The following is a 24,256-nucleotide window of genomic DNA, read 5'->3' on the forward strand; positions in this document are numbered from 1 at the left end:
TGACTTTTGGCACGCTGTTGAGTTCTCAAGGAACGGACGCTTCCTTCGTACTCACCCTCTCGGGCTTTCCTCCGGGCGCTTCCCTTCGGTGTTTCAAACTCTATCAGTGATTTTCCGTCTCCCTGACCACCGCCCCGCAGACATGCAGAACGGGACCCCGAGATAGGATCCGACAAAGTTTGGGTGCTGCCGGGCAACGACGCTTGGCCGCGTCAGTCCGCCGCAGGCAGGGACACGACTGTACACGCAGCCTGAGCCGGGCGCAAACCGTCCGGGCCGTTGTCGAGGGTCTTGAACCCCTCCGTCTCATGCGGAACCGGCACTTCATATGACATACCCTGCTGCCCAGTGCGCCGTCCGGGACAGGCAGTGACGGCCCATTCGGATCTCCACCCCCCCGGGAGGCTTCCCATGACCACCGTGACGTCCCCTATCGCTGGACGCGCGATCGCGCTGGCCGCAGTGCCCGACCCCGTCTTCTCAGGAGCGATGGTCGGGCCCGGCATGGCGATCGACCCCGCGCGCGAGCCCTCGGAGGCCGTCGCTCCCGTGGACGGTGTGATCATCTCGCTCCACGCGCATGCCTTCGTCGTTGTGGACGGAGAGGGCCATGGTGTGCTGACCCACCTGGGCATCGACACGGTCCAGCTGAACGGTGAGGGCTTCGAGCTGCTCGTCAACAAGGGCGACACCGTCACGCGCGGTCAGGCGATCGTGCGCTGGAACCCGGCCGCCGTCGAAAAGGCCGGCAAGTCTCCGGTGTGCCCTGTGGTGGCGCTCGAGGCGACGGCCGAATCCCTCTCCGGTCTCCGTGAGGACGGCGACGTGAAGGCGGGCGACCAGCTCTTCTCCTGGCAGTGATGCCGGCGCCGTTCTGAACGGCATTACAGACAACCAGCGCGGTGGCGGGACCTGCCGCATGATTCGGAGACGGGTGAGATGGAGACAACGCTGCGAGGCGTCGGTGTGAGCCACGGGGTGGCGATCGGCGAGGTCCGGCACATGGGGACGGCAGTACTGGAACCCCCGGCGAAGCAGATTCCGGTGGAGGACGCGGAGCGTGAACAGGGCCGCGCACGACAGGCCGTGGACGCTGTGGCTGCCGACCTCATAGCCCGGGGCAACCTGGCGGGGGGCGAGGCCCAGGCGGTGCTGGAGGCCCAGGCGCTGATGGCGCAGGACCCCGAGCTGATGGCCGATGTGGAGCGTCGTGTCGCCGTCGGCAGCACGGCGGAACGCGCGGTGTACGACGCGTTCGCCTCGTACCGCGAGCTGCTGGCGAACGCCGGGGAGTACCTGGCCGGGCGCGTGGCCGACCTCGACGATGTGCGGAACCGTATCGTCGCCCGCCTGCTCGGGGTGCCGATGCCCGGCGTACCGGACAGCGACGAGCCGTACGTCCTGGTCGCTCGTGACCTGGCGCCGGCGGACACCGCCCTGCTGGACCCGGCCCTGGTTCTCGGCTTCGTCACCGAAGAGGGCGGCCCGACCAGCCACAGCGCGATTCTGGCCCGGGCTCTCGGGGTCCCGGCCGTCGTGGCGCTCCCGGGGGCGGGTGAGCTCGCCGAGGGCACTGTGGTCGCCGTCGACGGCAGCACCGGTGACATCTTCGTGAATCCGAGCGCCGAGAAGAGGGCGCAGCTCGAGGCCGCGGCCGCCGAGCGCAAGGCCGCTCTGGCCGCCTCGACCGGGCCGGGTGCCACGGCCGACGGTCACAAGGTGCCTCTGCTCGCGAACGTCGGCGGTCCGGCGGACGTGCCGGCCGCTCTCGAGGCCGGGGCCGAGGGTGTCGGTCTGTTCCGCACGGAGTTCCTGTTCCTGGACGACAACAAGAACGCGCCGTCCGAGGAGAAGCAGATCGAGGCCTACCGCCAGGTCCTCGAGGCCTTCCCCGAGGGCCGTGTCGTAGTGCGTGTGCTCGACGCGGGTGCGGACAAGCCGTTGGACTTCCTGACCCCGGCGGACGAGCCGAACCCGGCGCTCGGTGTGCGCGGTCTGCGCACGCTGCTCGATCACCCCGAGGTGCTGCGTACGCAGCTGACCGCACTCGCGAAGGCCGCGGAGGGTCTCCCGGTCTACCTCGAGGTCATGGCGCCCATGGTCGCCGACCGCACCGACGCGAAGGCGTTCGCGGACGCCTGCCGTGAGGCCGGGCTGCAGGCCAAGTTCGGCGCCATGGTGGAGATCCCCTCGGCGGCGCTGCGGGCGCGCTCGATCCTCCAGGAGGTCGAGTTCCTGTCGCTGGGCACGAACGACCTCGCGCAGTACACGTTCGCCGCGGACCGCCAGGTGGGCGCGGTCTCGCGTCTGCAGGACCCGTGGCAGCCCGCGCTGCTCGACCTGGTCGCGCTGTCCGCGGAGGCGGCGAAGGCCGAGGGCAAGAGCTGCGGCGTCTGCGGCGAGGCCGCGTCGGACCCGCTGCTGGCGTGTGTGCTGACCGGTCTGGGCGTTACCTCCTTGTCCATGGGTGCCGCGTCGCTTCCCTATGTCCGGGCGACCCTGGCGAAGTACACGATGGCTCAGTGCGAACGCGCCGCTGCGGCCGCGCGTGCCGCGGACTCTGCCGATGAGGCGCGCCTCGCGGCTCAGGCGGTGCTGTCCGGCGAGTGATCCGGGACGGCGGGACTCACCCGCGTGCGGCGAGGGGCGCTCCATCTGCTGATGGGGTGCCCCTCGGCCGTTCAGCCTCCCCCCTCGCTGAGCGCTCACGGCTCCGACGGGCTGCTCCGCTTCCCCTCACACGCTCGTCATCGGTTGCCCCCGCGCCAGTTCAGTGGGTATGGCCCGTCGGGGGTCCGTAGTCCCCGAGATCCGGTGGAGCGCAGTAGTCCACGCCGGATTCCGGGGAGACGAGGTCGCCGGATTCGACATCGGTGCAGTAGGCGTCGAAGACCTCTCCCGCGGTGAGCGGTTCCAGGCCTTCGCCCCGCAGACGCCAGCCGTAGACACGGTCCGTCCCGTCGGGCGCGGTGGTCCGCATGACGAGTCCGCCGGCGCTGCGGGTGGCGATGCCGAGAGCGAGGACGCTGGTGAACTCCAGGGCCTCCGACTCGTCGAGGCGCGTGGTTCCGTCGGGGTCCTCGTCGGCGTGGAGCACCGCGAGGAGGGTTTCCGCCGGGGCCGAGACACTGCAGACCAGGTGGCGGTGGCCGGGGCCGGCGGTGTCGAGGATGCGGGTGAGGAGCTGGGAGGCCTGTGCGAAGGCGGTGCGTCCGATGTCCTCGCCGCAGGAGGCACAGGCGCCGAGCCGGGCGAGGACCGTGGTGGCGTACTGCCAGGTGGCCTGGCGTACGGCTTCGTCGACCAGGTCCGGGAGGAGTTCGGCCAGTGGCTGCCCGTCGTAGGGGATGGTCGGTCCTGTGGCGGCCAGTTCGGCCGTGAAGCGGGCGCGGCTGGCCTGCGCGTCCGGCTCCAGGCCGGTCTCGGCGCAGAACTCCGCGTACTCCTCCGGGTCGAAGAGGGCGACCGCGGTGTGGCTGCCCTCTTCCGCGAGGGTCCTGAGCAGGGCTTCCACCTGCCGGAGGTAGGTCGTGTGGTCGTCGAAGGTGAAGGTGCGGTACCGCCGCATCGCGGTGAAATCGTGTTCGTCGGTCAACAGCCCGATCGTGCCCGCGATTTCGCGGCGCAGGACGTGTCGCATGGTCCGGTCGGTGTGCGGCATGGTTCCCCCTACATGCAGTTGATCGATCGTCACTCACAGTAATGGGGACCACTGACAACGCCGCACCCCCGCGGTTGCCCAGCCGCCGCCGCGGGGTTTCGTCGTGTCCGCCGCGGAGGGCGTCAGGGGCGCTTTCGAGCCAGTTCCTCGTAGAAGTGCAGCAGTTCGAGATTGTCGATGGAGCCCGGGTTGACCGCCTTCTCCAGCGGTGTGCCCTGCAGCAGGCGCTTGACGGGGACCTCGATGCGCTTGCCGGTCAGGGTGTGCGGGACGCCGGGGACCTCGATGATCTCGTCGGGGACGTGGCGTGGTGAGAGCTGTTCGCGGATGGTCTGCTTGATGCGGTTCAGGAGGGATTCGTCCAGGGCGGCTCCGGGCGACAGCTGGACGAAGAGGGGCATCCAGTAGCCGCCGTCGGGCTGCTCGATGCCGATGACGAGGGACTCCTTGATCTCGGGGAGACGCTCGACGGCCTCATAGATGTCGGCCGAGCCCATGCGGACGCCTTGGCGGTTCAGTGTGGAGTCGGAGCGGCCGTGGATGATCACGGATCCGCGGGAGGTGACCGTGATCCAGTCCCCGTGCCGCCAGACTCCTGGATACATGTCGAAGTAGCTGTCGTGGTAGCGGCTGCCGTCGGGGTCGTTCCAGAAGCGGATCGGCATGGAGGGCATCGGGTTGGTGACCACCAGCTCGCCGACCTCGTCGATCACGGGCTTGCCGCTGGGGTCCCAGGCCTGCAGATCGGTGCCGAGGCCGGGCGCCTGGAGTTCGCCGATGTAGACGGGGAGGGTCGGCACGGCTCCCGCGAAGCAGGAGCACACATCCGTGCCGCCGCTGACGGAGGCGATCCAGAGATCGTCGCGGACCTCCTCGTGGAGCCAGCCGAAGCCGTCGGGCGGCAGCGGCGAGCCGGTCGTGGCCACGCACTGCACGCGGGAGAGGTCGAAGTCTCGGCCCGGATGCACGCCGGCCTTGCGGCAGGCCATGACGTAGGCGGCGGAGGTGCCGTAGAGGGTCGCGCCGGTGCGTTCGGCGATGCGCCACTGGGCGCCGGTGTCGGGGTAGCCGGGGCTGCCGTCGTACAGAACGATGGTGGTGCCCGTGAGCAGGCCGGAGACCAGGAAGTTCCACATCATCCAGCCGGTCGAGGTGTACCAGAAGAACCGGTCCTGGGCGCTGAGGTCGCAGTGCAGGCCGAGCTGCTTGAGGTGCTCGATCAGGATGCCGCCCTGGGACTGCACGATGGCCTTGGGCAGGCCGGTGGTGCCCGAGGAGTACAGCACCCACAGCGGGTGGTCGAACGGGACCTGTTCGAAGACCGGCTCGGCGTCGGCCGAGGTCAGCGACGACCACTCCAGGGCGCCTTCGGGGGCCTCGGTGCCGAGCAGCGGGATGTGGACGACCGCGCGCAGGGTGGGCAGTTCCCGGCGCAGCTCGGCGACGATCTCGCGGCGGTCGTGCTCCTTGCCGCCGTAGCGGTAGCCGTCGACCGTGAACAGGACGACCGGTTCGACCTGCTGGAAGCGATCCAGGACACTGCGGGCACCGAAGTCCGGCGCGCAGGAGGTCCACACGCCGCCGACCGCTGCCGTGGCGAGGAGGGCGACGACTGCCTGCGGGATGTTCGGGAGATAGCCGCTCACGCGGTCCCCTGGCCGCACGCCGAGGGCACGGAGTTCCGCGGCGAGGGAGCCCACCTGGCGCCGCAGTTCGGACCACGTGACGGGGCGCGGCTCCTGCGTCTCGTCGACGGCCACGAGAGCCGGCTCGTCGGCCCGGGTCGCGGACGCGCGCAGGGCGTGTTCGGCGTAGTTGAGGGTCGCCCCGGGGAACCACTCGGCGCCGGGCATGGTGCGGCTGCCGAGCACGCGCGCGTAGGGGGTGGAGAACCGTACGTCGAACCACTCCGTGACGGCCTTCCAGAACGTGTCCAGCTCGTCCACCGACCAGCGGTGCAGGGCCGGGTAACCGCCCTCGGCGGGTGCTCCGTGGTGCTCGGCCGCCCAGGCCTGGAACCTGGTGATCTGCGCCCGGGCGATGCGGTCGGCGTCGGGCTGCCAGAGCGGCTTGAGGTTCGCTGAGGTCATGGGGCGGCTCCCGGGCTGTGCGCGTCGTGTGCGTGGACCGCGCACGGGCTGGGGTGTGCGCGTCACGCGGATGACACGGACGATGCCATGTGATCGACTTCTGCACCAGGGTGCGCCACACATAGCCGCCAGCGTGAAGATGTGCTCTGACCACTGGTGAACGGCAGTTGAACGGCACACCTCAACGGGGATGTCAATGGCAGGGTGAGCAGTATGGACGGTCGTGACCTGGTGCGTTCGGTGAAGGCGGTCGGTTCGGGGGGTGCGGCGCAGGGCTTGCGCACAGTTCGCGCCGCATGGCGCAGGAGGCGTACCGACGCCACCGGGTTGCCGCGACGGGGTGCGGAACGGGCCCGGGTCCCCGGTCCCGTGCGGGACGTGAAGCCTGGACCCGGCGGCGGTCTCGTACGGTTCGCCCGGGCCGAGCTGCGCATCACGGTGGCCGTGAACGGAGCGGTGTTCTGGGGTTGGGACGGAGCCGGGCCCGAGCCGTCGTACGCACTCGCCGACCGCACTCCCGAGCCCGATCCGCGGGCCGTACTGGAGCCCGACAAGGACGGCGGCTGGCGGGTCGTGGCGGAGCGCGTCACGGTCGCGGTCTCACGGCACGGCGCCATCGAGGTACGCACGCCGGGCGGAGTGACCCTGCGCCGCGATCTCGCGCCCCGGTGGTGGGAGCCCGTGAACGGCGGCGTCGCCCGCTGGATGCAGCGGTCCGAAGTGGCGCCGGACGCACGGTTCTTCGGGCTCGGCGGCCGGGCGTCGGGACCACGGCTGCGCAACGGGACGTACCGGCTGTGGAACACGGATCCGGGACAGCCCTTCGGGCCCGGCGACGACCCGCTGTACATCACCATGCCGGTGCAGATGGTGGTCGCCGACGCGGCCACACATCTGGTGTTCCACGACACCACCTGGGACGGCACGGTGACGCTGCGGGAGGGCGAGGAGGGCGCGGGCTCCGGGCACGACCGGGCGGGCGCCAGTGAGCTGCGGATGGACGGCGGACCGCTGCGGTGCTGGGTCATGGTGGGCACCCCCGCGCGCGTGCTGCTCGTCTGGGCGTCACTGACCGGGGCGCCCGCCGCTCCGCCGGCCTGGGCGCTCGGGCACCATCATGCGCGCTGGGGTTTCGGCAGCGAGCACGAAGTGCGCCGGATCGTCGCGGGCTACCGGGAGCGCGCGCTTCCCCTCGACGCCGTCCATCTGGACATCGACCACTACGACGGCCACCGCGTGTTCACGGTCGACCGGGACCGCTTCCCGAAGCTGCCGGCGCTCGCCGAGGACCTGCGCCAGGACGGGATCCGTCTGGTGTCGATCGTCGACCCTGCGGTCGAGGCCGTCGCGGGCAACGCCGTCTACGAGAGTGGAAGTGGCGAGGACGCGTTCGTCCGGGACGCGGCGGGCCGGCTCGTGAAAGGGGTGGTGTGGCCCGGCGAGGTGGTCTACCCGGATTTCACGGACCCCCGTGTGCGGCAGTGGTGGGGCGGTCTCTACGAAGAGCGCCTCGCGCAGGGCTTCGGGGGTTTCTGGCACGACATGAACGAACCGGTGTCCTTCACGGCCTTCGGCGAGAACACCCTGCCCCGATCGGCCCGGCACGCGCTGGAGGGCCGTGGCGGTGACCACCGGGAGGCCCACAACGTGTACGGCCTGTGCATGGCCCGGGCCGCACATGAGGGGCTTCGCCGACTCGTCCCGCACGAGAGACCGTTTCTCTTCTCGCGCTCGGGATGGGCAGGGATGCAGCGCTACGGAGGAACGTGGTCCGGGGACGTGGCCACGGGCTGGCCCGGCCTGCGGGCCTCACTGGCGCTGGTGGTGGGGCTGGGTCTGTGCGGCATCCCGTACTCCGGGCCGGATGTGGGCGGCTTCGACGGGACTCCGTCGCCCGAGCTGTATCTGCGCTGGTTCCAGCTCGCCTCGTATCTGCCGCTGTTCCGTACGCACGCGAGTCTGCGGGCCGGCCGCCGGGAGCCCTGGGAGTTCGGCGACGAGGTCCTCGAGCACGCGCGCGTGGCGCTCGTCGAGCGGCGGCGGCTGCTGCCGTACTTCGTCACGCTGGCGCACATGGCGCGCCGCACGGGCGCCCCCTATGTGCGGCCGCTGTGGTGGGGCACGCCCGAGGACCGGGCGCTGAGGGACTGCGAGGACGCCTTCCTGCTGGGCGACAGCCTCCTGGTGGCTCCGGTACTGGAGCCCGGAGCGCGCCGGCGGACGGTGGTCCTGCCGCGGGGCCGGTGGTACGACACGACGACCGAAGAGGCGTACCAAGGGCCGGGACATGTGCGGATCGATGCCCCCTTGGGCCGGATTCCGGTGCTCGCCCGCGCGGGAGCCGTCCTGCCGGTGCGGGCCGAGGACGGCGGTCTGGAGTTGGAGGTGTGGGCACCCGCACGGGGACGTTCGGGGAGCGGGGTGGTGGTGCCGGACCCGGGCGACGGATGGGCGGCCGAGGCGGCCACGGAACGGTATGTGACCCGGTGGAAGGGCCGGAAGGTGGTGGTCCGGCGGGACGGTGACGACGGCAAGGACGAGCCGACGTATCCGGTTCGCCTACGAGGCCCGCGCACCGGGTGAGCCGGGCGGCATGCGCGCGTGGTGTCTCCGCCGCGTGCCGGCCAGCGGGCGCGTCGTTCCCGGCGTGTGCGAGTCGAGCGGTAACCGCCCGCGCTGCCTGGCGGTTCGGTCCGGGCGGGACGTGCTCGGGGGCCGTCCCGCCCGTGTCTCACACGTAGCGGCCCTGGAACCATCCCTGTACGACGAGCGTGTGCAGCGGGAAGGCGAGTTCGGCCGGACGGCGCAGGAGGTGCCAGCCCTCCGTCTCGTCCGTGCCGGCGGACGGCGGGAGGTCGGCGGCCGGGCGCTCGGGGAGCAGCCCGAACAGCAGGAGGTGGCCGTCGGGCGAGCTCATCGCGTCGACGAGCCGCACATCGCGGGCGGCCGCGTCGATGCCCGTCTCCTCCTTGAGTTCCCGGACGACGGCGTTCCGCCAGTCCTCGCGGTACTCGATGAAGCCCCCGGGCAGGGCGGTACCGCCGCGGGCGGGAGGAATGGTTCGGGTGATGACCACCAGGGCTGTTCCCTTGGTGTCGTACACGGGCTGGAGGGCCACCGCCACGGGCAGCGGATTGCGATAGGCGACCGTGCCACAGGCGGTGCAGGTGCGGGGCCAGTCGGAGACGCCCTCGCCGTAGGGCGCTCCGCAGCTCGAACAGTGCGAGCCCGGCACGGAGTCGGCGGATGCGAACGGAGATTCGGACACGGGGCGGACTGTATCCGATCACGGGGAGGGCGTCTTCCGGGGGCGGCGCGGCAGGGCCATGCGGAGGCCGAAGCGGCGTCGGTGTGGGCGGGGTGTCGCGGTGTGTGCCTTTTCCGCCCCGCCTCACAAGGGCATTCGGCCCGGTCGAGGACCGGGACGGCCGGAACCACCCCCGTGGGCCCCGGCCGCTCCCATCTCTGGTCCGACGTCGGCAGGGGCGCGTGCGGTTCTTCGCGATGCCTGCCGCTTTCCGGTCGGCCGTGACACACTCCTGACGTTCCGTCAGATAACTCGGGAGGGACCATGTCGCGTGTCCGCACACCCGTGGTGGCGGGTTGGTTCGCCGGCGAGGGGAAGGACTTCCACCTCGTCGGCACACGGTGCTCCGCCTGCGGGTCGGTGTTCTTTCCGCGAGAGGACACCTTCTGCCGCAACCCGGGCTGCCCCGACGGTCAGCTCCACACTGTGCGACTGTCCAGGTACGGGCGAATCTGGTCATACACCGATTCCCAGTACCGTCCTCCGTCACCCTATGTGACCAATCCGGAACTTCCGTGGGAGCCCTGCACGTTGGTCGCGGTGGAACTGGAAGCGGAGCGCATCGTGGTGCTCGGGCAGGCGGTCCCGGGGGTGACCGTCGCCGATCTGGAGGTGGGCGGTCAGGTCGAGGTCGTCCCCGGTGTGCTGAGCGAGGACGCGGAGACGACGTGGACGACATGGCACTGGCGGCCGACGGGGGTGGCGATATGACGGAGGATGTGGCGGTCCTCGGTGCGGGCATGCATCCCTGGGGCAAATGGGGGCGGAGTTTCGTCGCGTACGGGACGGCGGCGGCGCGCGCGGCGCTCGCCGACGCGGGAGTCGACTGGCGGGACGTCGGTTCGATCGTGGGCGCGGACACGGTGCGGGGCGGCTATCCCGGGTATGTCGCGGGCGCGACGTTCGCCAAGGCTCTCGGCTGGCAGGGAGCACGGGTGGCGAGCGTGTACGCGGCGTGCGCATCGGGGGCGCAGGCACTCGACACGGCGCGGGCGCAGATCCTCTCGGGGCTCGCCGAGGTGGTGCTCGTGGTCGGGGCCGACTCGGCGCCCAAGGGGTTCTTCCGCCCCGCCGACGGTGACCGGACCGACGATCCCGACTGGCTGCGGTTCCGGGTCCTCGGAGCGACGAATCCGGTGTACTTCGGGCTGTACGCGCGCAGGCGGATGGCCGTCCACGGCGACACGGTCGATGACTTCGCCCAGGTCAAAGTGAAGAACGCGGCCATGGGCGCCCTGAATCCCAACGCCCGCTACCGCCAGCCGGTCACCGCTGAGGAAGTCGCCGCATCCGCGGTGGTCGCCGATCCCTTGCGACTGCTCGACATTTGCGCGACATCGGACGGCGGGGCGGCCCTGGTCCTGTCGAGCCTGGAGTTCGCGCGACGGCACGGGATGCCGGAACCGGTGCGCATACGCGCGGTGTCCACGGTGACTCCGCGCTATCCGAACACCATGCTCGACCTGCCCGACATCGCGACGGACTCGGCGGTGGGGGCGGAGCCCCCCGGCGAGACGTTCCGTGCCTCGATCACACGGAACGCCTACGAGGAAGCAGGGATCGGTCCCGAGGACCTTTCCCTCGCCGAGGTCTACGACCTGTCCACCGCCCTGGAGTTGCAGTGGTACGAGGATCTGGGGCTGTGCCAGGAGGGTGAGGCGGCCAAACTGCTACGGGAAGGGGCCACTGCGCTGGGCGGACGGATACCCGTCAACACCAGCGGTGGACTGGCCTCCTTCGGGGAAGCCGTTCCGGCGCAGGCGATCGCCCAGGTGTGCGAGCTGACCTGGCAGTTGCGTGGCGCGGCGGGCGACCGGCAGGTGGCCGGTGCGCGGGCCGGGATCACCGCGAACCAGGGGCTGTTCGGGCATGGGTCCGCGGTCGTGGCGGTGCGGTGAGGGGGCGAGGCGCAGGGCACCGGCGTCACAACGGTCGACGTGGGCCACGGCGACCACGGCAATCACGCACCCACGTACGTCAGTCACCCACGTCCCTCACGCGTCCCTGGGCCTCACTGCGTCCGCCGCCGGTGTTCACACGCTCCGTGTTCACCCGGGAATGCTGTGTGAACAGGTCGTGAACTGCTTCTCGGCGTGCCCAGTTGGCGTCATTATGCTCCCGTGCCCTCCTGGACGGATACTCTCCGCTTCGCTTTCCAGCCGGTGGTCAATCTGACGACCGGAGGGGTCACAGCGCTGGAGATCCTCGCACGCCCGGAGACCGGCGACATCCTCGCCCAGGCCCGCCGCGACCCCGAACTCGACGGGAACCTGGCCGCGTTGGCGGTGGCCGCGGCGGCACACAGGGAGGCGCTGCTTCCGCTGCATGTCAATGTGTTCGCCGGCACTCTCGCCGACCTCGGTGGCCTCACCGCAGTACGGAACGCCGTGCGTGAAGCGGGCCGACTGCCGTGGGAGGTGACCATCGACATCGTTCCTCCGTTCACGCACGTGCCGCACCGGGCCCTGCTGGAGGCTGTCGACGCGCTGCGCGGCGAAGGCTTCCGGATCTGCGCGGACGGCGTCGGCGACGGCGACATACCGCTGCGGCTGCTCTCCGACATGGCACCGGACGTGGTGAAGCTCGATGTGTCGCTGCTGTCCCGCCCGGCCGTGGTGCGGGCCATGCGCACGCTGTGCGAGGAACTCGGCGCGCTTTTGTCGGTCGAGGGCGTGGAAACGGAGTTGCAGTGCGAATCCGTGAGATCGGCGGGCGCGCAACTGGCCCAGGGCGACCTGTTCGCACCGCCGTCCCGGCGTCCCGGCGCTGACGTATACGTTCCGCCGCTTCCCGCCTCGGCCGAACCGGCACCGCCCACCGGTCCTTCGGTGCGGCAGTACGTCCGGCCTGCCGCGCTGTTGCCCGCCACGGCCTCGGCCGCACAGGTGCGGGCGCGACTGACCGGCTCGCCCGACGTGTCCGGCGTACTGCTGGTGGACCGGGCCGGGGTGCCCCTCCGGTCCATTCACCGCTCACGCTTCCTGCTGTCGATGTCAGGCCGCTACGGCCATGCGCTGTACGCCGACCGTCCGGCCGCGAAGCTGGGCGACCCCCCACGCACCGTCGGCATCGACGCCACGGCCTGGGAGGTGCTCGACGTGGTGGCGGACGGCGAGCGGGACCGTACCTCCGACGATGTGGCGGTGGTCGACCGGGCCAGGCGGTGCGTGGGCGTCGTCAGGCTCGCCGACCTCGTACGAGCGCTGGCGGAGAGCCGGGTGGAGGAGGCTGCGGGGCTCAATCCGCTGACCCGGCTGCCCGGTTCCGATGCGATCACCGCCGAGGTGGACCGACGGATCACGGACGGACGGTTGTTCGCGCTGGGCTGGCTCGACGTGGACCACTTCAAGCAGGTCAACGACGGGGCGGGCTTCGCTGCCGGTGACGAACTGATCCGCGCGGTGGGGCGGGCCCTGCAAGGGGCCGCGTCGGGGAGCACACGCGTCGGGCACATCGGCGGGGACGACTTCCTGGTGCTGGCTGATCTGGAAGGCCTCAATCGCCTCGTGGCCTCAGTACTGGACGTGCCTTGGTCGGCAGGCGGGCGCCCCGTGACCCTGTCGCTGGCCACGGTCCTGTGCGCACCGGGAAGCGTGAGCGACCACCGCCAGGCGGCGGCGTGTCTCGCGCCCCTGAAGCAAGCCGCGAAGGCGCTGAGCGGGGCTAGTTGGGTCTTCGGACAGGCCGGTCTGCCGGGGCACGAGGTCCGCCGCGGCGTGACCCCGGCGCCGGCCCGGGCCGGTGGTCCGGCGCGAGGCTGACCGGCCTCGTCCCGGGCGTCGCGGAGATCCGCGTCGTTCTCCGGTGCCGAAGTCCGCGGCAGCGCGGCCTGCGTCTCGCCATCGTGTGTGTCCCGGCCCGCGTTCGCACAGCAGCGCTGCTGCCTGCCTCAGGCATTCCCGTCCCCGACCTTGACGCTCTCGGGACGCCGGTGAAAACTTCCGGATGTCAGTCGGCATCGCCGCATTCGGCCGTATTCGGGTAGTGCGCCCCTGAGGTCCATGCCCGTACGACGAGTCAGCCATGACAGGCGATTCCACTGCGCAGGCACGCTCGTCGCGGACGCCGGGCGGGGCGCGGGACCTTTCCTGCCCTCGGCTGAAGTCGCCAAGGGAAACGCACCCTGCACGGAGGACGGACACGGGGCGGAACCGCCCCGTGCGAGGGCCAGGAGCCGCCATGACGCAAGAAGGCATCTTCGTCGGCGAGTTGATCGGATCGGCTGTCCTCATCCTGTTCGGCGCGGGTGTCCGTGGCGCCGTCACCCTCGACTGCTCGAAGGCCAAGGGCGCCGGCCGGGTCCTCATCGCGCGGTTCCGAACCAGCGCCGACGAGCACGAGGCGCTGCCCCGCTCGAGCGGCCATGCGATCAACCCCGCCCGCGAACTCGGCCCGTGCATCACCCACTACCGGCTCCCGGTCCCCGAGAGGGGGACTCCGCGCCGGAGTTGTGTCTGGACACCGATGGTGCGACCACTGATCGGCGGGGCGCTCACGGCCCTTGTGCACAACGCAGCATCCTGACCCTTTGACGAAGGGGACGTCATGACGGACAACGGCCAGAAGTACGTCGCCGCGATCGACCAGGGCACCACGTCCAGCCGCTGCATCGTCTTCGACCGCAGCGGCGCGATCGTCGCCGTCGACCAGCGCGAACACCGCCAGATCTTCCCCAAGCCCGGCTGGGTGGAACACGACGCCACGGAGATCTGGTCCAAGGTGCAGGCGGTGGTCGCCGGCGCGATCGCCAAGGCCGGGCTGCGCGCCGACCAGATCGGCGCGCTCGGCATCACCAACCAACGTGAGACGACGGTCCTGTGGGACCGCGCCACGGGCAAGCCGGTGCACAACGCCGTCGTCTGGCAGGACACCCGGACGGCCGCGCTGTGCAGGGAACTCGGCGACTCCGACGGGCAGGACCGTTTCCGCGAGGAGACGGGACTGCCCCTCGCCAGCTACTTCTCCGGACCCAAGGTGGCCTGGCTGCTCGACAACGTGCCCGGTCTCAGGGCCCGCGCCGATCGCGGGGAGATCGCCTTCGGCACCATCGACTCCTGGCTCATCTGGAACCTGACCGGAGGCACGGACGGCGGACGGCATGTCACCGACGTCACCAACGCGAGCCGGACCATGCTGATGAACCTGGACACACTCCAGTGGGACCCCTCGATCCTGTCCGCGATGAACGTCCCGGAATCGGTGCTGCCGGAGATCAGGTCCTCCGCCGAGGTGTACGGCACCGCCGTCGGCGGGCTCGCGGGGGTGCCCGTGGCATCGGCGCTGGGCGACCAGCAGGCGGCCGTGTTCGGGCAGGCCTGCTACGAGGTGGGCACGGCCAAGAACACGTACGGCACCGGCAGCTTCCTGTTGCTCAACACCGGCAACCGTCCGGTGCCGTCCAAGAGCGGACTGCTGACGACGATGGGCTACAAGATCGGCGGTGAGGCGCCCGTCTACTGCCTGGAGGGGTCGATCGCGATCACGGGCGCCCTGGTGCAGTGGTTCCGCGACCAGCTCGGGATCATCCGTACCGCGGACGAGATCGAGACCCTGGCGGCAAGCGTCGAGGACAACGGCGGGGCGTACATCGTGCCCGCTTTCTCCGGCCTTTTCGCCCCCTACTGGCGCTCGGACGCGCGGGGTGTGATCACCGGCCTGACCCGGTACGTCACCAAGGCACACATGGCGCGGGCGGTGCTGGAGGCGACGAGCTGGCAGACGCGGGAGGTCGTGGACGCCATGTACCAGGACTCCGGGGTGAAGATCACCAGCCTGAAGGTCGACGGCGGCATGACGAAGAACAACCTCCTCATGCAGCACCAGGCGGATGTGCTCGGCGTCCCCGTCATCCGCCCGGAGGTCTCCGAGACGACCTGCCTGGGCGCCGCGTACGCGGCCGGCCTCGCGACCGGAGTGTGGGACGACCTCGATGAGCTCAAGTCGCACTGGCAGAAGGACGTCGAGTGGACGCCCACGATGCAGGCGCCGGAGCGCGACCGCGAGTACCACAACTGGCGCAAGGCCGTGGAGAAGAGCTTCGGATGGCAGGAGGACGGGGTGGGCTGATCTCCCCCTCCGCGTGCGCGTGCGTCACTCGTGGACCACGCGCGCGAGCGCGGCGGCTCGTACCCCGGTCGGCGGGGGTACGGGCCGCCCGTGCGCGCGGAGCCTCAAGTGGCGACGTTCTCGCGGGCCGCCGCCGCGTGCGTCATCGCGTGCCGGACGACCTCGATCAGCACCTCTTTGACCGACTGCCGCTCGCGGGCGTCGCACAGGACGACCGGGACGCCGTCGTCGAGGTCGAGGGCCTGGCGCACGTTCTCCGCGGGATAACGCGCCGCGCCGTCGAAGCAGTTGACGCCTACCACGAAGGGTATGGAGCGGCGCTCGAAGTAGTCGACGGCGGCGAAGCAGTCCTCCAGTCGGCGGGTGTCGGCGAGGACGACGGCGCCCAGGGCGCCGGTGGCCAGTTCGTCCCACAGGAACCAGAAACGGTCCTGGCCGGGCGTACCGAACAGGTACAGCACCAGGTCCTCGCGGAGGGTGATGCGGCCGAAGTCCATCGCGACCGTGGTGGTGTTCTTGCCCTCCACGCCCCTGGTGTCGTCGACCGGACGGCCCGCCTCGGTGAGCACCTCCTCGGTGCGCAGCGGCCTGATCTCGCTGACCGCGCCGACGAGGGTGGTCTTGCCCACGCCGAAACCACCGGCCACGAGGATCTTGAGCGTGACGGGCTCCACCGGCGGCATCCCGCGCTCACTGCGCCCGAAGATCATCGTTCTCTTCTCCTGCTCGATGGGGTTCGGTCGGTGGCGGTCCGTAGCCTCCGCCGCCTGGGGTTTCGACGACCAGTACGTCGCCGGGGCCCACGTCTGCCGAATCGCTGCCCTGGAGAGGGAGCACGGTCCCGTCCGCGCGCTCCACGCGGTTGGCACCGAGCGCCCCCGGCTTACCGCCCGCCATACCGTAGGGCGGGACCCTGCGGTGCTGGGAGAGCGTGGACACGGTCATGGGTTCCTTGAAACGGATGCGGCGGACCGCGCCGTCTCCCCCGCGCCAGCGACCGGCACCGCCGCTGCCGTACCGTACCGCGAACTCGTCGAGCAGGACCGGCAGTCGCCACTCGAGTACCTCGGGATCGGTCAGGCGCGAGTTGGTCATGTGCGTCTGCACGACGGGCGCGCCCGGGAATCCGTCGCCGGCGCCCGATCCGGAGGCGACCGTCTCGTAGTACTGGTACCGGTCGTTGCCGAAGGTGACGTTGTTCATGGTGCCGGAGCCCTCGGCCTGCACGTGCAGGGCCGCGTACAGGGCGCCGGTGATGGCCTGGGAGGTCTCGACGTTGCCTGCGACGACGGCGGCCGGGGGCTCGGGGGCGAGCATGGAGCCGGACGGCACGACGATCTCGAGGGGGCGCAGACAGCCGTCGTTGAGCGGGATGTCGTCGGCGACGAGGGTACGGAAGACGTACAGGACGGCCGCGTTGACGACCGAGAAGGGCGCGTTGAAGTTGGTGGCGAGCTGCGGGGACGTGCCCGTGAAGTCGACGGTCGCGGAGCGGCTTTCGCGGTCCACCCGGACGCGGACCCGGATGACGGCGCCGGAGTCCGTCTCGTAGGCGTAGTCGCCGTCGTCCAGGGCGTCGATGACGCGGCGGACGGCCTCCTCGGCGTTGTCCTGGACGTGCTTCATGTATGCCTGGACGACGTCGAGCCCGAAGTTCTCGATCATGCGCCCGACTTCGTCCACGCCTTTCCGGTTGGCGGCGATCTGGGCGCGCAGGTCGGCGAGGTTGGTCCTCGGGTTGCGTGACGGGTGGGGCGCCTCGGTCAGCAGACGCATCGTGTCCTCTTCGCACAGGCGCCCGTTCTCGGCGAGCAGCCAGTTGTCGAAGAGGACGCCTTCCTCCTCGATGGTGCTGCTGTGCGCCGGCATGGAACCGGGGGCGATCCCGCCGATCTCCGCATGGTGGCCGCGCGAGGCGACATAGAAGAGGATCTGCTCACCCTCCGTGTCGAAGACTGGGGTGATGACAGTGACGTCGGGCAGGTGGGTCCCGCCGTGGTACGGGTCGTTGACCGCGTAGGTGTCGCCGGGGCGCATACGGCCGGCCCGCCGCCGCACGACCTCCTTGACGCTCGTGCCCATCGACCCGAGGTGCACCGGGATGTGGGGGGCGTTGGCGACCAGGTTGCCCTCGGGATCGAAGAGGGCGCAGGAGAAGTCCAGGCGCTCCTTGATGTTGACGGACTGGGCCGTGGACTCCAGGCGGGCGCCCATCTGTTCGGCGATGGACATGAACAGGTTGTTGAAGACCTCGAGCAGGACGGGGTCGGCTTTTGTGTCGAGATCGGAACTCTCCGTAATCGCCGCCCGTTCCATGAGCAGATGCCCGTCGTCGGTCGCCGCGGCCCGCCAGCCGTCGTCGACGACGGTCGTCGCACTGGCCTCCGTGATGATCGCGGGGCCGTTGACGCTGTCGCCGGGAGGCAGGTTCTCGCGGCGGTGCAGAGGTACGTCGCGCCAGGTGCCGCCCGTGTGGAGACGGGCGGTCTCGGGGGCGGCGGGGCGGCCTTCGTAGGGGGCGAGGGCGGACAGATCGGGGGGTTCGGTGATGCCGGTGGCTTCCACGGAGAGGGCTTCGACCACGATCGGGCGGTCGAGTGTGAAGGAGTACGTGGTGCGATGACGTTCTTCGAAAGCGCGCCTCATCTCGTCCGGGTCGGCCAGCTCGACGGTGAGGGTGGTGTCCGTGCCGTCGTAGCGCAGCTGGGCCCGACGGACGATTCGGATGCGGTCCTCGGGCACGTCCTCGGCCAGGAGTTCGGCGCGAGCGGTGGCCGCCAGGTCGTCGGCCGTCTCCAGCACGCCGGGCATCGAGGCGGGCTCCAGGGGCGCCTCCACGGACTGCTCGCGCATCGCGGTCGTGTCGGCGAGCCCGATGCCGAGGGCCGAGAGCACCCCGGCCATGGGCGGCACGAGGACGGTGCGGATGCCGAGGGAGTCGGCGACCATGCACGCGTGCTGGCCGCCCGCCCCGCCGAACGTGGTGAGCGCGTAGCGGGTGACGTCGTGCCCTTTCTGGACCGAGATCCGCTTCACCGCGTTGGCGATATTGGCGACGGCGATCTGCAGGTAGCCCTCGGCGACCTGCTCGGGGGTGCGGTCGTCGCCGGTCCGCTCGCCGATCTCCGCCGCGAGGGCGGCGAAGCGTTCGCGGACGAGGGCGTCGTCGAGGGGCTGGTCGCCGTCGGCGCCGAAGACTCGCGGGAAGTGGGCCGGCTGGATACGGCCGAGCATGACATTGGCGTCGGTGACGGTGAGCGGGCCTCCGCCGCGGTAGCAGGCGGGCCCCGGCTCCGCGCCCGCCGAGTCCGGCCCTACGCGGTAGCGGGACCCGTCGAAGTGCAGGATCGAGCCGCCGCCCGCCGCGACCGTGTGGATGTCGAGCATCGGGGCACGCAATCGGACGCCGGCGATCTGCGTGGTGAAAACGCGTTCGTACTCGCCGGCGAAGTGCGAGACGTCGGTGGAGGTGCCGCCCATGTCGAAGCCGATGACCCGGTCCAATCCGGCGAGCTGCGACATCCGCGCCATGCCCACGATCCCGCCCGCCGGCCCGGAGAGGATGGCGTCCTTCCCGCGGAACTGCCCGGCCTCGGCAAGTCCTCCGTTGGACTGCATGAACATCAGGCGCACGCCTTCGAGTTCGTCGGCGACGTGCTGGACGTAACGGCGCAGGACGGGCGAGAGGTAGGCGTCGACGACGGCGGTGTCGCCGCGTGGGACCAGTTTCATCAGGGGGCTGACCTCGCTCGACAGCGAGATCTGCGGGAAGCCGGTGCGGGCGGCCAGCTCGCCGATCGCCTGCTCATGGGCGGGGTGCAGATGGCTGTGCATGCAGACCACGGCCAGTGCGCGGATCCCGTCGTCGTACGCCTCCCTGAGCGGCCTTGCGAGAGCCTCGAGGTCGGGGGCGCTCAGGACGGTGCCGTCGGCCGCGATGCGTTCGTCGACCTCGACGACCCGTTCGTAGAGCAGTTCGGGCAGTTCGATGGCGCGGGCGAAGATGCTCGGGCGGTTCTGGTAGGCGATGCGCAGTGCGTCGCGGAAGCCACGGGTGATGACGAGGAGTGTGCGTTCGCCCTTGCGCTCGAGAAGGGCGTTGGTGGCGACGGTGGTGCCCATACGGACCGTTTCGATGGGCTCGTTGCCGTCGATGAGGTCGCGTACGCCCGCGACGGCGGCGTCGGCGTAGCGGTGGGGGTTGTCCGACAGCAGCTTGTGGGTGAGCAGGCGGCCGTCCGGGCGGCGCGCGACGATGTCGGTGAAGGTGCCGCCGCGGTCGACCCAGAACTGCCAGCCCGTGGTCACGTCCGTCTCTCCGATCGCACTGCTCGGAACCGGGTCCGCAGGATCGTCGGCGAACTGCGGACGGTGGTCGACGACCGGTCAGATCATAACGGGCGGGTGGTCACCGTGCCGGTCCGCAGGCCGGAGGTGCGGCCGGCACCGGTGAGGCGGGCGGCAGGACCCGCGTGCTCGCCCGGAGTGCGCGGAAAGCCGGGGTCACAGGGCCCGCAGGCCGTCGATCACATCCCGCAGAATGCTCTCGTCCACCAGTTCCGCGGGCGGCACAGGCCGCGTGACATGCACCAGTTCCTCGTCCACCAGGTCCCCGACGAGGACGCGCACCACGCCGATCGGCAGGTCGAGTCCGGCGGCGAGCTCGGCGACCGACTGCGGCGCCTCGCGGCACAGGCCGACGATGTCCACGTGCTCCGGGGACAGCGACGCGTCCGCCTCGGGATCGTCCGCATGGGGCTCCGTGACGACCACCGCGATCAGGTCGAGGCGGTGCTGGGCGGCATGGCTGGTACGGCCGCGTGTCATGGCGTACGGACGGACCACCGGTCCGGCGTCGTCGTCGAACCAGCGGCTTCTTCCCTGATCGTCTCCGCTCATGTGATCCCACTACCCACCCGAGGGCAGATCGGTGCGCGGAGCGGAGCCCAGATGTGCTCCCACCCGCTTGACCAGGAGGGTCATCTCGTACGCCACCTGGCCTACGTCGGAATCCGAGTCCGACAGAACGGCGAGGCAGCTGCCGTCGCCTGCGGCGGTGACGAACAGGAACGCCTCGTCGAGTTCGATGATGGTCTGCCGGACCCCGCCCGCGTCGAAGTGCCGGCCGACGCCCTTGGCGAGGCTGTGGAACCCGGAGGCGACCGCGGCCAGGTGCTCGCTGTCCTCCCGGCTCAGCTCGTTGGAGACTCCGGTGGGCAGGCCGTCGCTCGACAGCACGAGCGCCTTGCGGATGCTGGCGACGCGCTCCACCAGGTCGTCGAGGAGCCAGTTCAGCTCTCCCGACCCCTTGTTGATCGCGTTGGACCCTGCGGCATTCGGTGCGGTCATCGACCGTCCCCCTTTGTCGTTCCTCGTGCTGAGCCGTCCCGGGCTTCGTCGCCCGTGGCGTTCTCCTCGCGGCCGCGCTGCCACCCTCGCTGGAGCGAGGCGAAGCGGCTGCGTACCTCGTCGGCGTCACGCTCGGCGGGTTGCGCCGCGTCCGCCGTGCTGGACCGCTCGCGTTCGCGGCGCCGGTCGGGGCCTTCCTTCAACTGCGGGGCCAGGCTGGCCTGGCGTACACGGCGGGGCAGTGCGCCCGCACTGGACTCTTCCGTTCCGTCCGCCGCTTCCCGGTGCGCGGTGGTCCCCTCCGCAGCGTCCGGGGCCGGGGTACGGCGGCGCCGGGGCAGGGCCGGTGCCTCGGCCTGGTCACCGGCCGAACGTGCGGCGCCTTCGGGGAGTTCTCCCGTGCGGCCCGCCGGGCGTTCGGCCCTCTGGAGACCCGTCACACGCCTCTCCAGCGAGCGCGGTTCCTCATCGGCCCCTTGGCGCCGCGATCCCTGCCCGGTGACGGGGCGGCCGTGCGAGCTGACGAGCTTGGGGGTCCGCCGGGGCGGCAGCGGGACGGGAGCATCCAGGTGGTCGCTCTTGCCGGAACGGGCCGCGTCCCGCCGGATGTCGCGGGCCTGCTGGTGCTGCTCGGCCGGGACCTCCTCGAGAGGACGGGGGCGGAACAGGCCACCTCGTTCACGGTCCTCGTCCTCCAGGGCGTCGGGGAAGTCGTCGAGCGCGTCCAGGTCGACCGGTGCCTCCAGTTCGACCGGGCCGTTGAGGATGGAGGCCGGCATACCGGGAAGCCTGGCGGTCCCCCGGGACAGCTGCGCCGTGCCCTCCCCCTCGTGCCCGGCGTCCTTCGGAGGCACCGGACGGTCGAGGCGGAAGCCGATCCCGTTGGTGTCCGGCACGTCCTCGGTCAGCAACGCGTCGGGGATGAGGACGACGGCCGTGGTGCCGCCGTAGGGGGACGGCTGGAGGGAGACACGGACGTTCTGCCGCTGGGCGAGCCGGCTCACCACGAACAGGCCGAGCCGGTCGGTGTCGGAGAGTTCGAACTCAGGGGTCTCGGCCAGCCGCAGGTTGGCGTCCAGGAGCGTCTCGGCCGTCATACCGAGGCCGCGGTCGTGGATCTCCAGGGTGAAGCCGCTGGCCACGCGTTCACCGACGACCTGGACGGCGGTGTGCGGCGGCGAGAACACGGTGGCGTTCTCCAGCAGTTCGGCCACGAGGTGGGTGAGGTCGGCGACCGCGGGGCCGGTGACGGCGACGCGCGGCAGCCGTCGCACCTCGATGCGCTCGTAGTCCTCGACCTCTGCGACGGCGGCGCGCACCACGTCCATGAGCTGGATGGGCTTGCGCCACTGCCGGGAGGGTGCGGCGCCGGAAAGGATGACCAGGCCCTCGGCGTGGCGGCGCATGCGGGTGGTGAGGTGGTCGAGGCGGAAGAGGTCGGCGAGTTCCTCGGTGTCCTCGGTCCTGCGCTCCATGGTGTCGAGCAGGGTGAGCTGTTTGTGCAGCAGTACCTGGCTGCGGCGGGCGAGGTTGACGAAGACCTCGGAGACCCCGGCGCGCAGCTCGGCCTGTTTGACGGCGGCCTCCACTGCGGCGCGCTGAAGGGTGTTGAGGGCCTGACCGACCTCGCCGATCTCGTTCTTGTCGTACTCCAGCCGCGGCACTTCTGTCTCGACGTCCACCTGTTCACCCGCGGACAACCGGCGCATCACGCTGGGCAGTCGCACCCCGGACGCCTCATGGGCCTCCAGGCGCAGCCGGCGCAGATCGCGGATGAGTCCGCGGCCGATACGCGCGGACAGGATCAGTGAGACCAGCAGGGCGACCAGACCCAGCACCCCGGCCACGCACGCCTTCACAATGACGTTGACGACCAGGGGACGGACGCGGTCCTGGTAGCGGTCCGCCGCCTGCGTGTTCATCGTGTCGAGGCGGCTCAGGACCCGCCCCGCGGTCTCGTCCCAGCTCTTTGCGGTCACCCCGTGCGGTGTGCCGGGGGCACCGGTGACGACGACCCGTTCGGCCACGCGCAGGGGGGCGGTGTCGGCGTTGCTCCAATAGCGCTGGAAGCGTTCGCTCTCCGACTCGGGGAGCACCGACAGGCTGATGTCGTACATCACGGCGCGCTGGGCGACGAGATCGGAGACGTCGTGGATCTCGTCACGGGTGATCCGGCCGGCCACGAGCGCGGAGCCCAGGAGGGCGTCCTCGCGGGAGAGCAGTTCGCGGGCCCGCGAGACCTCGACGAGAGCGCGGCCCTCCTTGTCCATCTCCATGTTGTCGAGGACCTGCAGATTGGCGAGCAGCGTGAAACAGGGATCGACGAGACGGTCGTAGAGGTCCAGGGCCTGGGCGCGGCTGACGGTGCCTTCCTCGACGCTGCGCCGGAGCGAGTCGATGCCGTCCAGGGCGTCCAGGATCGAGCTGAGGCGATCGGCGGTGCCCGGTCCCATCTCGTCCTGCAGGTCAGTGTCCTTGCCGTCGCGACGGAGCTTGTCCACCATCTCGTCGGTGGCGGCGCGGCTGCGGCGGAGCGCGGCGAGCGCGTCGGAGGCCCGCGGGTCGGCAAGGTAGACAAGGGCCTGGCGGCGCTCCTGCTGCAGAACGCGCACGGTGTCCTCGGTGGGGTAGCCGACCTTCTCGACGACGTCCGAGACCGTGAACAGCGACTGCGCCTCACGGCCGGTGAGCACCGTCGCGAAGGCCCAGATGGCGGTCAGGGACAGCAGCGGCACGAGAAGCAGCGCCACGATCTTCCGGCGGATGGACTTCCCGCGAAAGCGCATGGCCTCCCCCAGCTCGGCCCCCCGCGGTCCGGGGGTACACATGTGCGTCAACAAACGGCGCGAGCCTACTACCGACACAGGCGTATCTCGAAGGGCCGGCCGTGTGCGCCGGCCCCTGGACTGCCGACGGGAGATGGGCCGTTGTCACGCCATTACGGGAGATTGCCTACCCGAAACCGGCGTCCGGCGTAAGAAGTCGTGCAAGGGGAACCCGGGTCTCTTGGCCGGAAATTTTCGTTCACCCGGGAATCATCAGTCGACATCGATCGTCTTCCTGTACGGGAAACGGGGGCGGATTCGGTCACAGGCACCGCATGCCGCGCTCAGGTGGCGTAAAACAGCGCAAGCCGGGCAGCCACTGGGGAGCCGGGGTCAGATGACACCGGGCAAGAGGGCTGCGGGCGGTGGGGAGTGACGCATTGATGGGCACGGCGGAGCGGGAGACGCACGGGACGGGGGCCCCGGCGCCCAGGGTGGAGCGAGGGAACCCGCGGGCACCGGAACGCGCCGTTCCGGCGGACGCGCGCCTGGAGATACCGTCCGGGCGCCGCCCGGTCGGCGAGTCGGTCCCCGCGCCGGGTGAAGCGCGGTACGAGGCGCCGAACTACCGGCCGTTGTGGGTCGAGGAGCCCGCGCGCCGCAGGCGGCTGCCGGATCCCGTGCGCACGGCGGCGGTGCGGGCGGTATTGATCATCTCGGTGACGCTGATCCAGGCGGTGATCGCCTTTCTGTGCACGCTGGCGGGCTCCTGGCTGGCGTTCCCCATGGTGCTCAGCAGCGTGGCCAGCACGGTGGTGGCGACCTGGGGTGTGCTGGACGTCTGGGTGACACGGCAGGTGTGGAACCAGCGCCACGGAGTGGTGTCGGTCCCGAGCAGCACGGCACGTGCCCTGCGCCGGGAGCGCCGCACGGCCCACCGCCAGGCGCGGGCCGTCGAGCAGCGGCAGGAACGCATACGCAGGCAGGGCGGAGCCGGGCAGCTCTCCCATCCCTGACA

17 protein-coding genes are annotated in these 24,256 nt (G+C 70.7%); 9 read left to right on the forward strand and 8 right to left on the reverse strand.

Features of this window, described 5'->3' with window-relative positions; translation table 11 throughout:
• Positions 1–411 precede the first annotated feature (411 nt).
• Positions 412–861, forward strand: a complete 450-nt coding sequence (locus tag ABZ904_RS00005) for a PTS glucose transporter subunit IIA (RefSeq protein WP_359397734.1) — start codon at positions 412–414, stop codon at positions 859–861.
• 78 nt (positions 862–939) lie between these two features.
• Positions 940–2,610 (forward strand): phosphoenolpyruvate--protein phosphotransferase, encoded by a 1,671-nt coding sequence (ptsP, locus tag ABZ904_RS00010; protein WP_359397736.1) that lies wholly within the window; start codon positions 940–942, stop codon positions 2,608–2,610.
• 160 nt (positions 2,611–2,770) lie between these two features.
• Here ptsP and ABZ904_RS00015 read toward each other — a convergent pair whose 3' ends face one another.
• Together ABZ904_RS00015 and ABZ904_RS00020 are read right to left on the reverse strand one after the other, a co-directional pair.
• Positions 2,771–3,661, reverse strand: a complete 891-nt coding sequence (locus tag ABZ904_RS00015; protein ID WP_360992156.1) for a hypothetical protein — start codon at positions 3,659–3,661, stop codon at positions 2,771–2,773.
• A gap of 122 nt (positions 3,662–3,783) precedes the next feature.
• On the reverse strand, positions 3,784–5,751 hold the full coding sequence (locus ABZ904_RS00020; RefSeq protein ID WP_361820225.1) for an acetoacetate--CoA ligase: 1,968 nt from the start codon (positions 5,749–5,751) through the stop codon (positions 3,784–3,786).
• Between the two features lie 213 nt (positions 5,752–5,964).
• On the opposite strand from ABZ904_RS00020, the gene ABZ904_RS00025 reads away from it, so the two are divergent.
• The gene (locus ABZ904_RS00025) at positions 5,965–8,334 is read left to right on the forward strand and encodes a glycoside hydrolase family 31 protein (protein WP_361820228.1); all 2,370 of its coding nucleotides are present in this window, start codon (positions 5,965–5,967) and stop codon (positions 8,332–8,334) included.
• Positions 8,335–8,482: 148 nt separating this feature from the next.
• Here ABZ904_RS00025 and ABZ904_RS00030 read toward each other — a convergent pair whose 3' ends face one another.
• Positions 8,483–9,019 (reverse strand): NUDIX domain-containing protein, encoded by a 537-nt coding sequence (locus ABZ904_RS00030; protein WP_361820231.1) that lies wholly within the window; start codon positions 9,017–9,019, stop codon positions 8,483–8,485.
• 324 nt (positions 9,020–9,343) lie between these two features.
• Between ABZ904_RS00030 and ABZ904_RS00035 the strand changes: the two genes are divergently transcribed.
• The 5 genes from ABZ904_RS00035 (at position 9,344) to glpK (ending at position 15,124) form a co-directional block, all read left to right on the forward strand.
• Entirely contained in the window at positions 9,344–9,769 is a 426-nt protein-coding gene (locus ABZ904_RS00035; RefSeq protein ID WP_360992176.1) for a zinc ribbon domain-containing protein, read from the forward strand.
• The gene (locus tag ABZ904_RS00040; protein ID WP_361820234.1) at positions 9,766–10,956 is read left to right on the forward strand and encodes a lipid-transfer protein; all 1,191 of its coding nucleotides are present in this window, start codon (positions 9,766–9,768) and stop codon (positions 10,954–10,956) included. Before ABZ904_RS00035 ends, ABZ904_RS00040 begins: the two co-directional genes overlap by 4 nt.
• A gap of 222 nt (positions 10,957–11,178) precedes the next feature.
• On the forward strand, positions 11,179–12,819 hold the full coding sequence (locus ABZ904_RS00045) for a GGDEF domain-containing protein (RefSeq protein ID WP_359397745.1): 1,641 nt from the start codon (positions 11,179–11,181) through the stop codon (positions 12,817–12,819).
• 418 nt (positions 12,820–13,237) lie between these two features.
• Positions 13,238–13,582 (forward strand): aquaporin, encoded by a 345-nt coding sequence (locus ABZ904_RS00050; RefSeq protein ID WP_359397747.1) that lies wholly within the window; start codon positions 13,238–13,240, stop codon positions 13,580–13,582.
• Between the two features lie 21 nt (positions 13,583–13,603).
• On the forward strand, positions 13,604–15,124 hold the full coding sequence (glpK, locus tag ABZ904_RS00055) for a glycerol kinase GlpK (protein ID WP_359397749.1): 1,521 nt from the start codon (positions 13,604–13,606) through the stop codon (positions 15,122–15,124).
• Between the two features lie 104 nt (positions 15,125–15,228).
• On the opposite strand, the gene ABZ904_RS00060 is transcribed toward glpK, so the two are convergent.
• The 5 genes from ABZ904_RS00060 to ABZ904_RS00080 all read right to left on the reverse strand — a co-directional run bounded on the left by ABZ904_RS00060 (position 15,229) and on the right by ABZ904_RS00080 (position 23,259).
• Positions 15,229–15,834 carry an ATP/GTP-binding protein gene (locus ABZ904_RS00060; RefSeq protein ID WP_361820238.1) on the reverse strand — a complete coding sequence of 202 codons (606 nt, stop codon included), beginning with the start codon at positions 15,832–15,834 and terminating at the stop codon, positions 15,229–15,231.
• A complete protein-coding gene (locus ABZ904_RS00065) occupies positions 15,815–19,432 on the reverse strand; it encodes a hydantoinase B/oxoprolinase family protein (RefSeq protein ID WP_361820240.1) in 3,618 nt (1,205 codons plus the stop codon). Before ABZ904_RS00065 ends, ABZ904_RS00060 begins: the two co-directional genes overlap by 20 nt.
• A gap of 195 nt (positions 19,433–19,627) precedes the next feature.
• Positions 19,628–20,023 carry a DUF742 domain-containing protein gene (locus ABZ904_RS00070; RefSeq protein ID WP_360992135.1) on the reverse strand — a complete coding sequence of 132 codons (396 nt, stop codon included), beginning with the start codon at positions 20,021–20,023 and terminating at the stop codon, positions 19,628–19,630.
• Between the two features lie 9 nt (positions 20,024–20,032).
• On the reverse strand, positions 20,033–20,473 hold the full coding sequence (locus tag ABZ904_RS00075) for a roadblock/LC7 domain-containing protein (RefSeq protein ID WP_359397760.1): 441 nt from the start codon (positions 20,471–20,473) through the stop codon (positions 20,033–20,035).
• Positions 20,470–23,259, reverse strand: coding sequence for a nitrate- and nitrite sensing domain-containing protein (locus tag ABZ904_RS00080; protein WP_359397763.1), 2,790 nt, complete (start codon positions 23,257–23,259; stop codon positions 20,470–20,472). Before ABZ904_RS00080 ends, ABZ904_RS00075 begins: the two co-directional genes overlap by 4 nt.
• Before the next feature lie 422 nt (positions 23,260–23,681).
• Between ABZ904_RS00080 and ABZ904_RS00085 the strand changes: the two genes are divergently transcribed.
• Complete coding sequence (locus ABZ904_RS00085) at positions 23,682–24,254, forward strand: hypothetical protein (RefSeq protein ID WP_359397766.1); 573 nt, start codon at positions 23,682–23,684, stop codon at positions 24,252–24,254.
• Positions 24,255–24,256 lie beyond the last annotated feature (2 nt).

Origin of the sequence: Streptomyces sp. NPDC046900, assembly GCF_040644975.1 — a bacterium.
GTDB lineage: Bacteria > Actinomycetota > Actinomycetes > Streptomycetales > Streptomycetaceae > Streptomyces.

What these genes read in the sequence shown, in the direction of transcription:
- ABZ904_RS00005 (WP_359397734.1), top strand. Translation starts at nt 412, where the DNA reads ATGACCACCGTGACGTCCCCTATCGCTGGACGCGCGATCGCGCTGGCC.
- ptsP (WP_359397736.1), top strand. Translation starts at nt 940, where the DNA reads ATGGAGACAACGCTGCGAGGCGTCGGTGTGAGCCACGGGGTGGCGATC.
- ABZ904_RS00015 (WP_360992156.1), bottom strand. Translation starts at nt 3,661, where the DNA reads ATGCCGCACACCGACCGGACCATGCGACACGTCCTGCGCCGCGAAATC.
- ABZ904_RS00020 (WP_361820225.1), bottom strand. Translation starts at nt 5,751, where the DNA reads ATGACCTCAGCGAACCTCAAGCCGCTCTGGCAGCCCGACGCCGACCGC.
- ABZ904_RS00025 (WP_361820228.1), top strand. Translation starts at nt 5,965, where the DNA reads ATGGACGGTCGTGACCTGGTGCGTTCGGTGAAGGCGGTCGGTTCGGGG.
- ABZ904_RS00040 (WP_361820234.1), top strand. Translation starts at nt 9,766, where the DNA reads ATGACGGAGGATGTGGCGGTCCTCGGTGCGGGCATGCATCCCTGGGGC.
- ABZ904_RS00050 (WP_359397747.1), top strand. Translation starts at nt 13,238, where the DNA reads ATGACGCAAGAAGGCATCTTCGTCGGCGAGTTGATCGGATCGGCTGTC.
- glpK (WP_359397749.1), top strand. Translation starts at nt 13,604, where the DNA reads ATGACGGACAACGGCCAGAAGTACGTCGCCGCGATCGACCAGGGCACC.
- ABZ904_RS00060 (WP_361820238.1), bottom strand. Translation starts at nt 15,834, where the DNA reads ATGATCTTCGGGCGCAGTGAGCGCGGGATGCCGCCGGTGGAGCCCGTC.
- ABZ904_RS00070 (WP_360992135.1), bottom strand. Translation starts at nt 20,023, where the DNA reads ATGAGCGGAGACGATCAGGGAAGAAGCCGCTGGTTCGACGACGACGCC.
- ABZ904_RS00075 (WP_359397760.1), bottom strand. Translation starts at nt 20,473, where the DNA reads ATGACCGCACCGAATGCCGCAGGGTCCAACGCGATCAACAAGGGGTCG.
- ABZ904_RS00080 (WP_359397763.1), bottom strand. Translation starts at nt 23,259, where the DNA reads ATGCGCTTTCGCGGGAAGTCCATCCGCCGGAAGATCGTGGCGCTGCTT.
- ABZ904_RS00085 (WP_359397766.1), top strand. Translation starts at nt 23,682, where the DNA reads ATGGGCACGGCGGAGCGGGAGACGCACGGGACGGGGGCCCCGGCGCCC.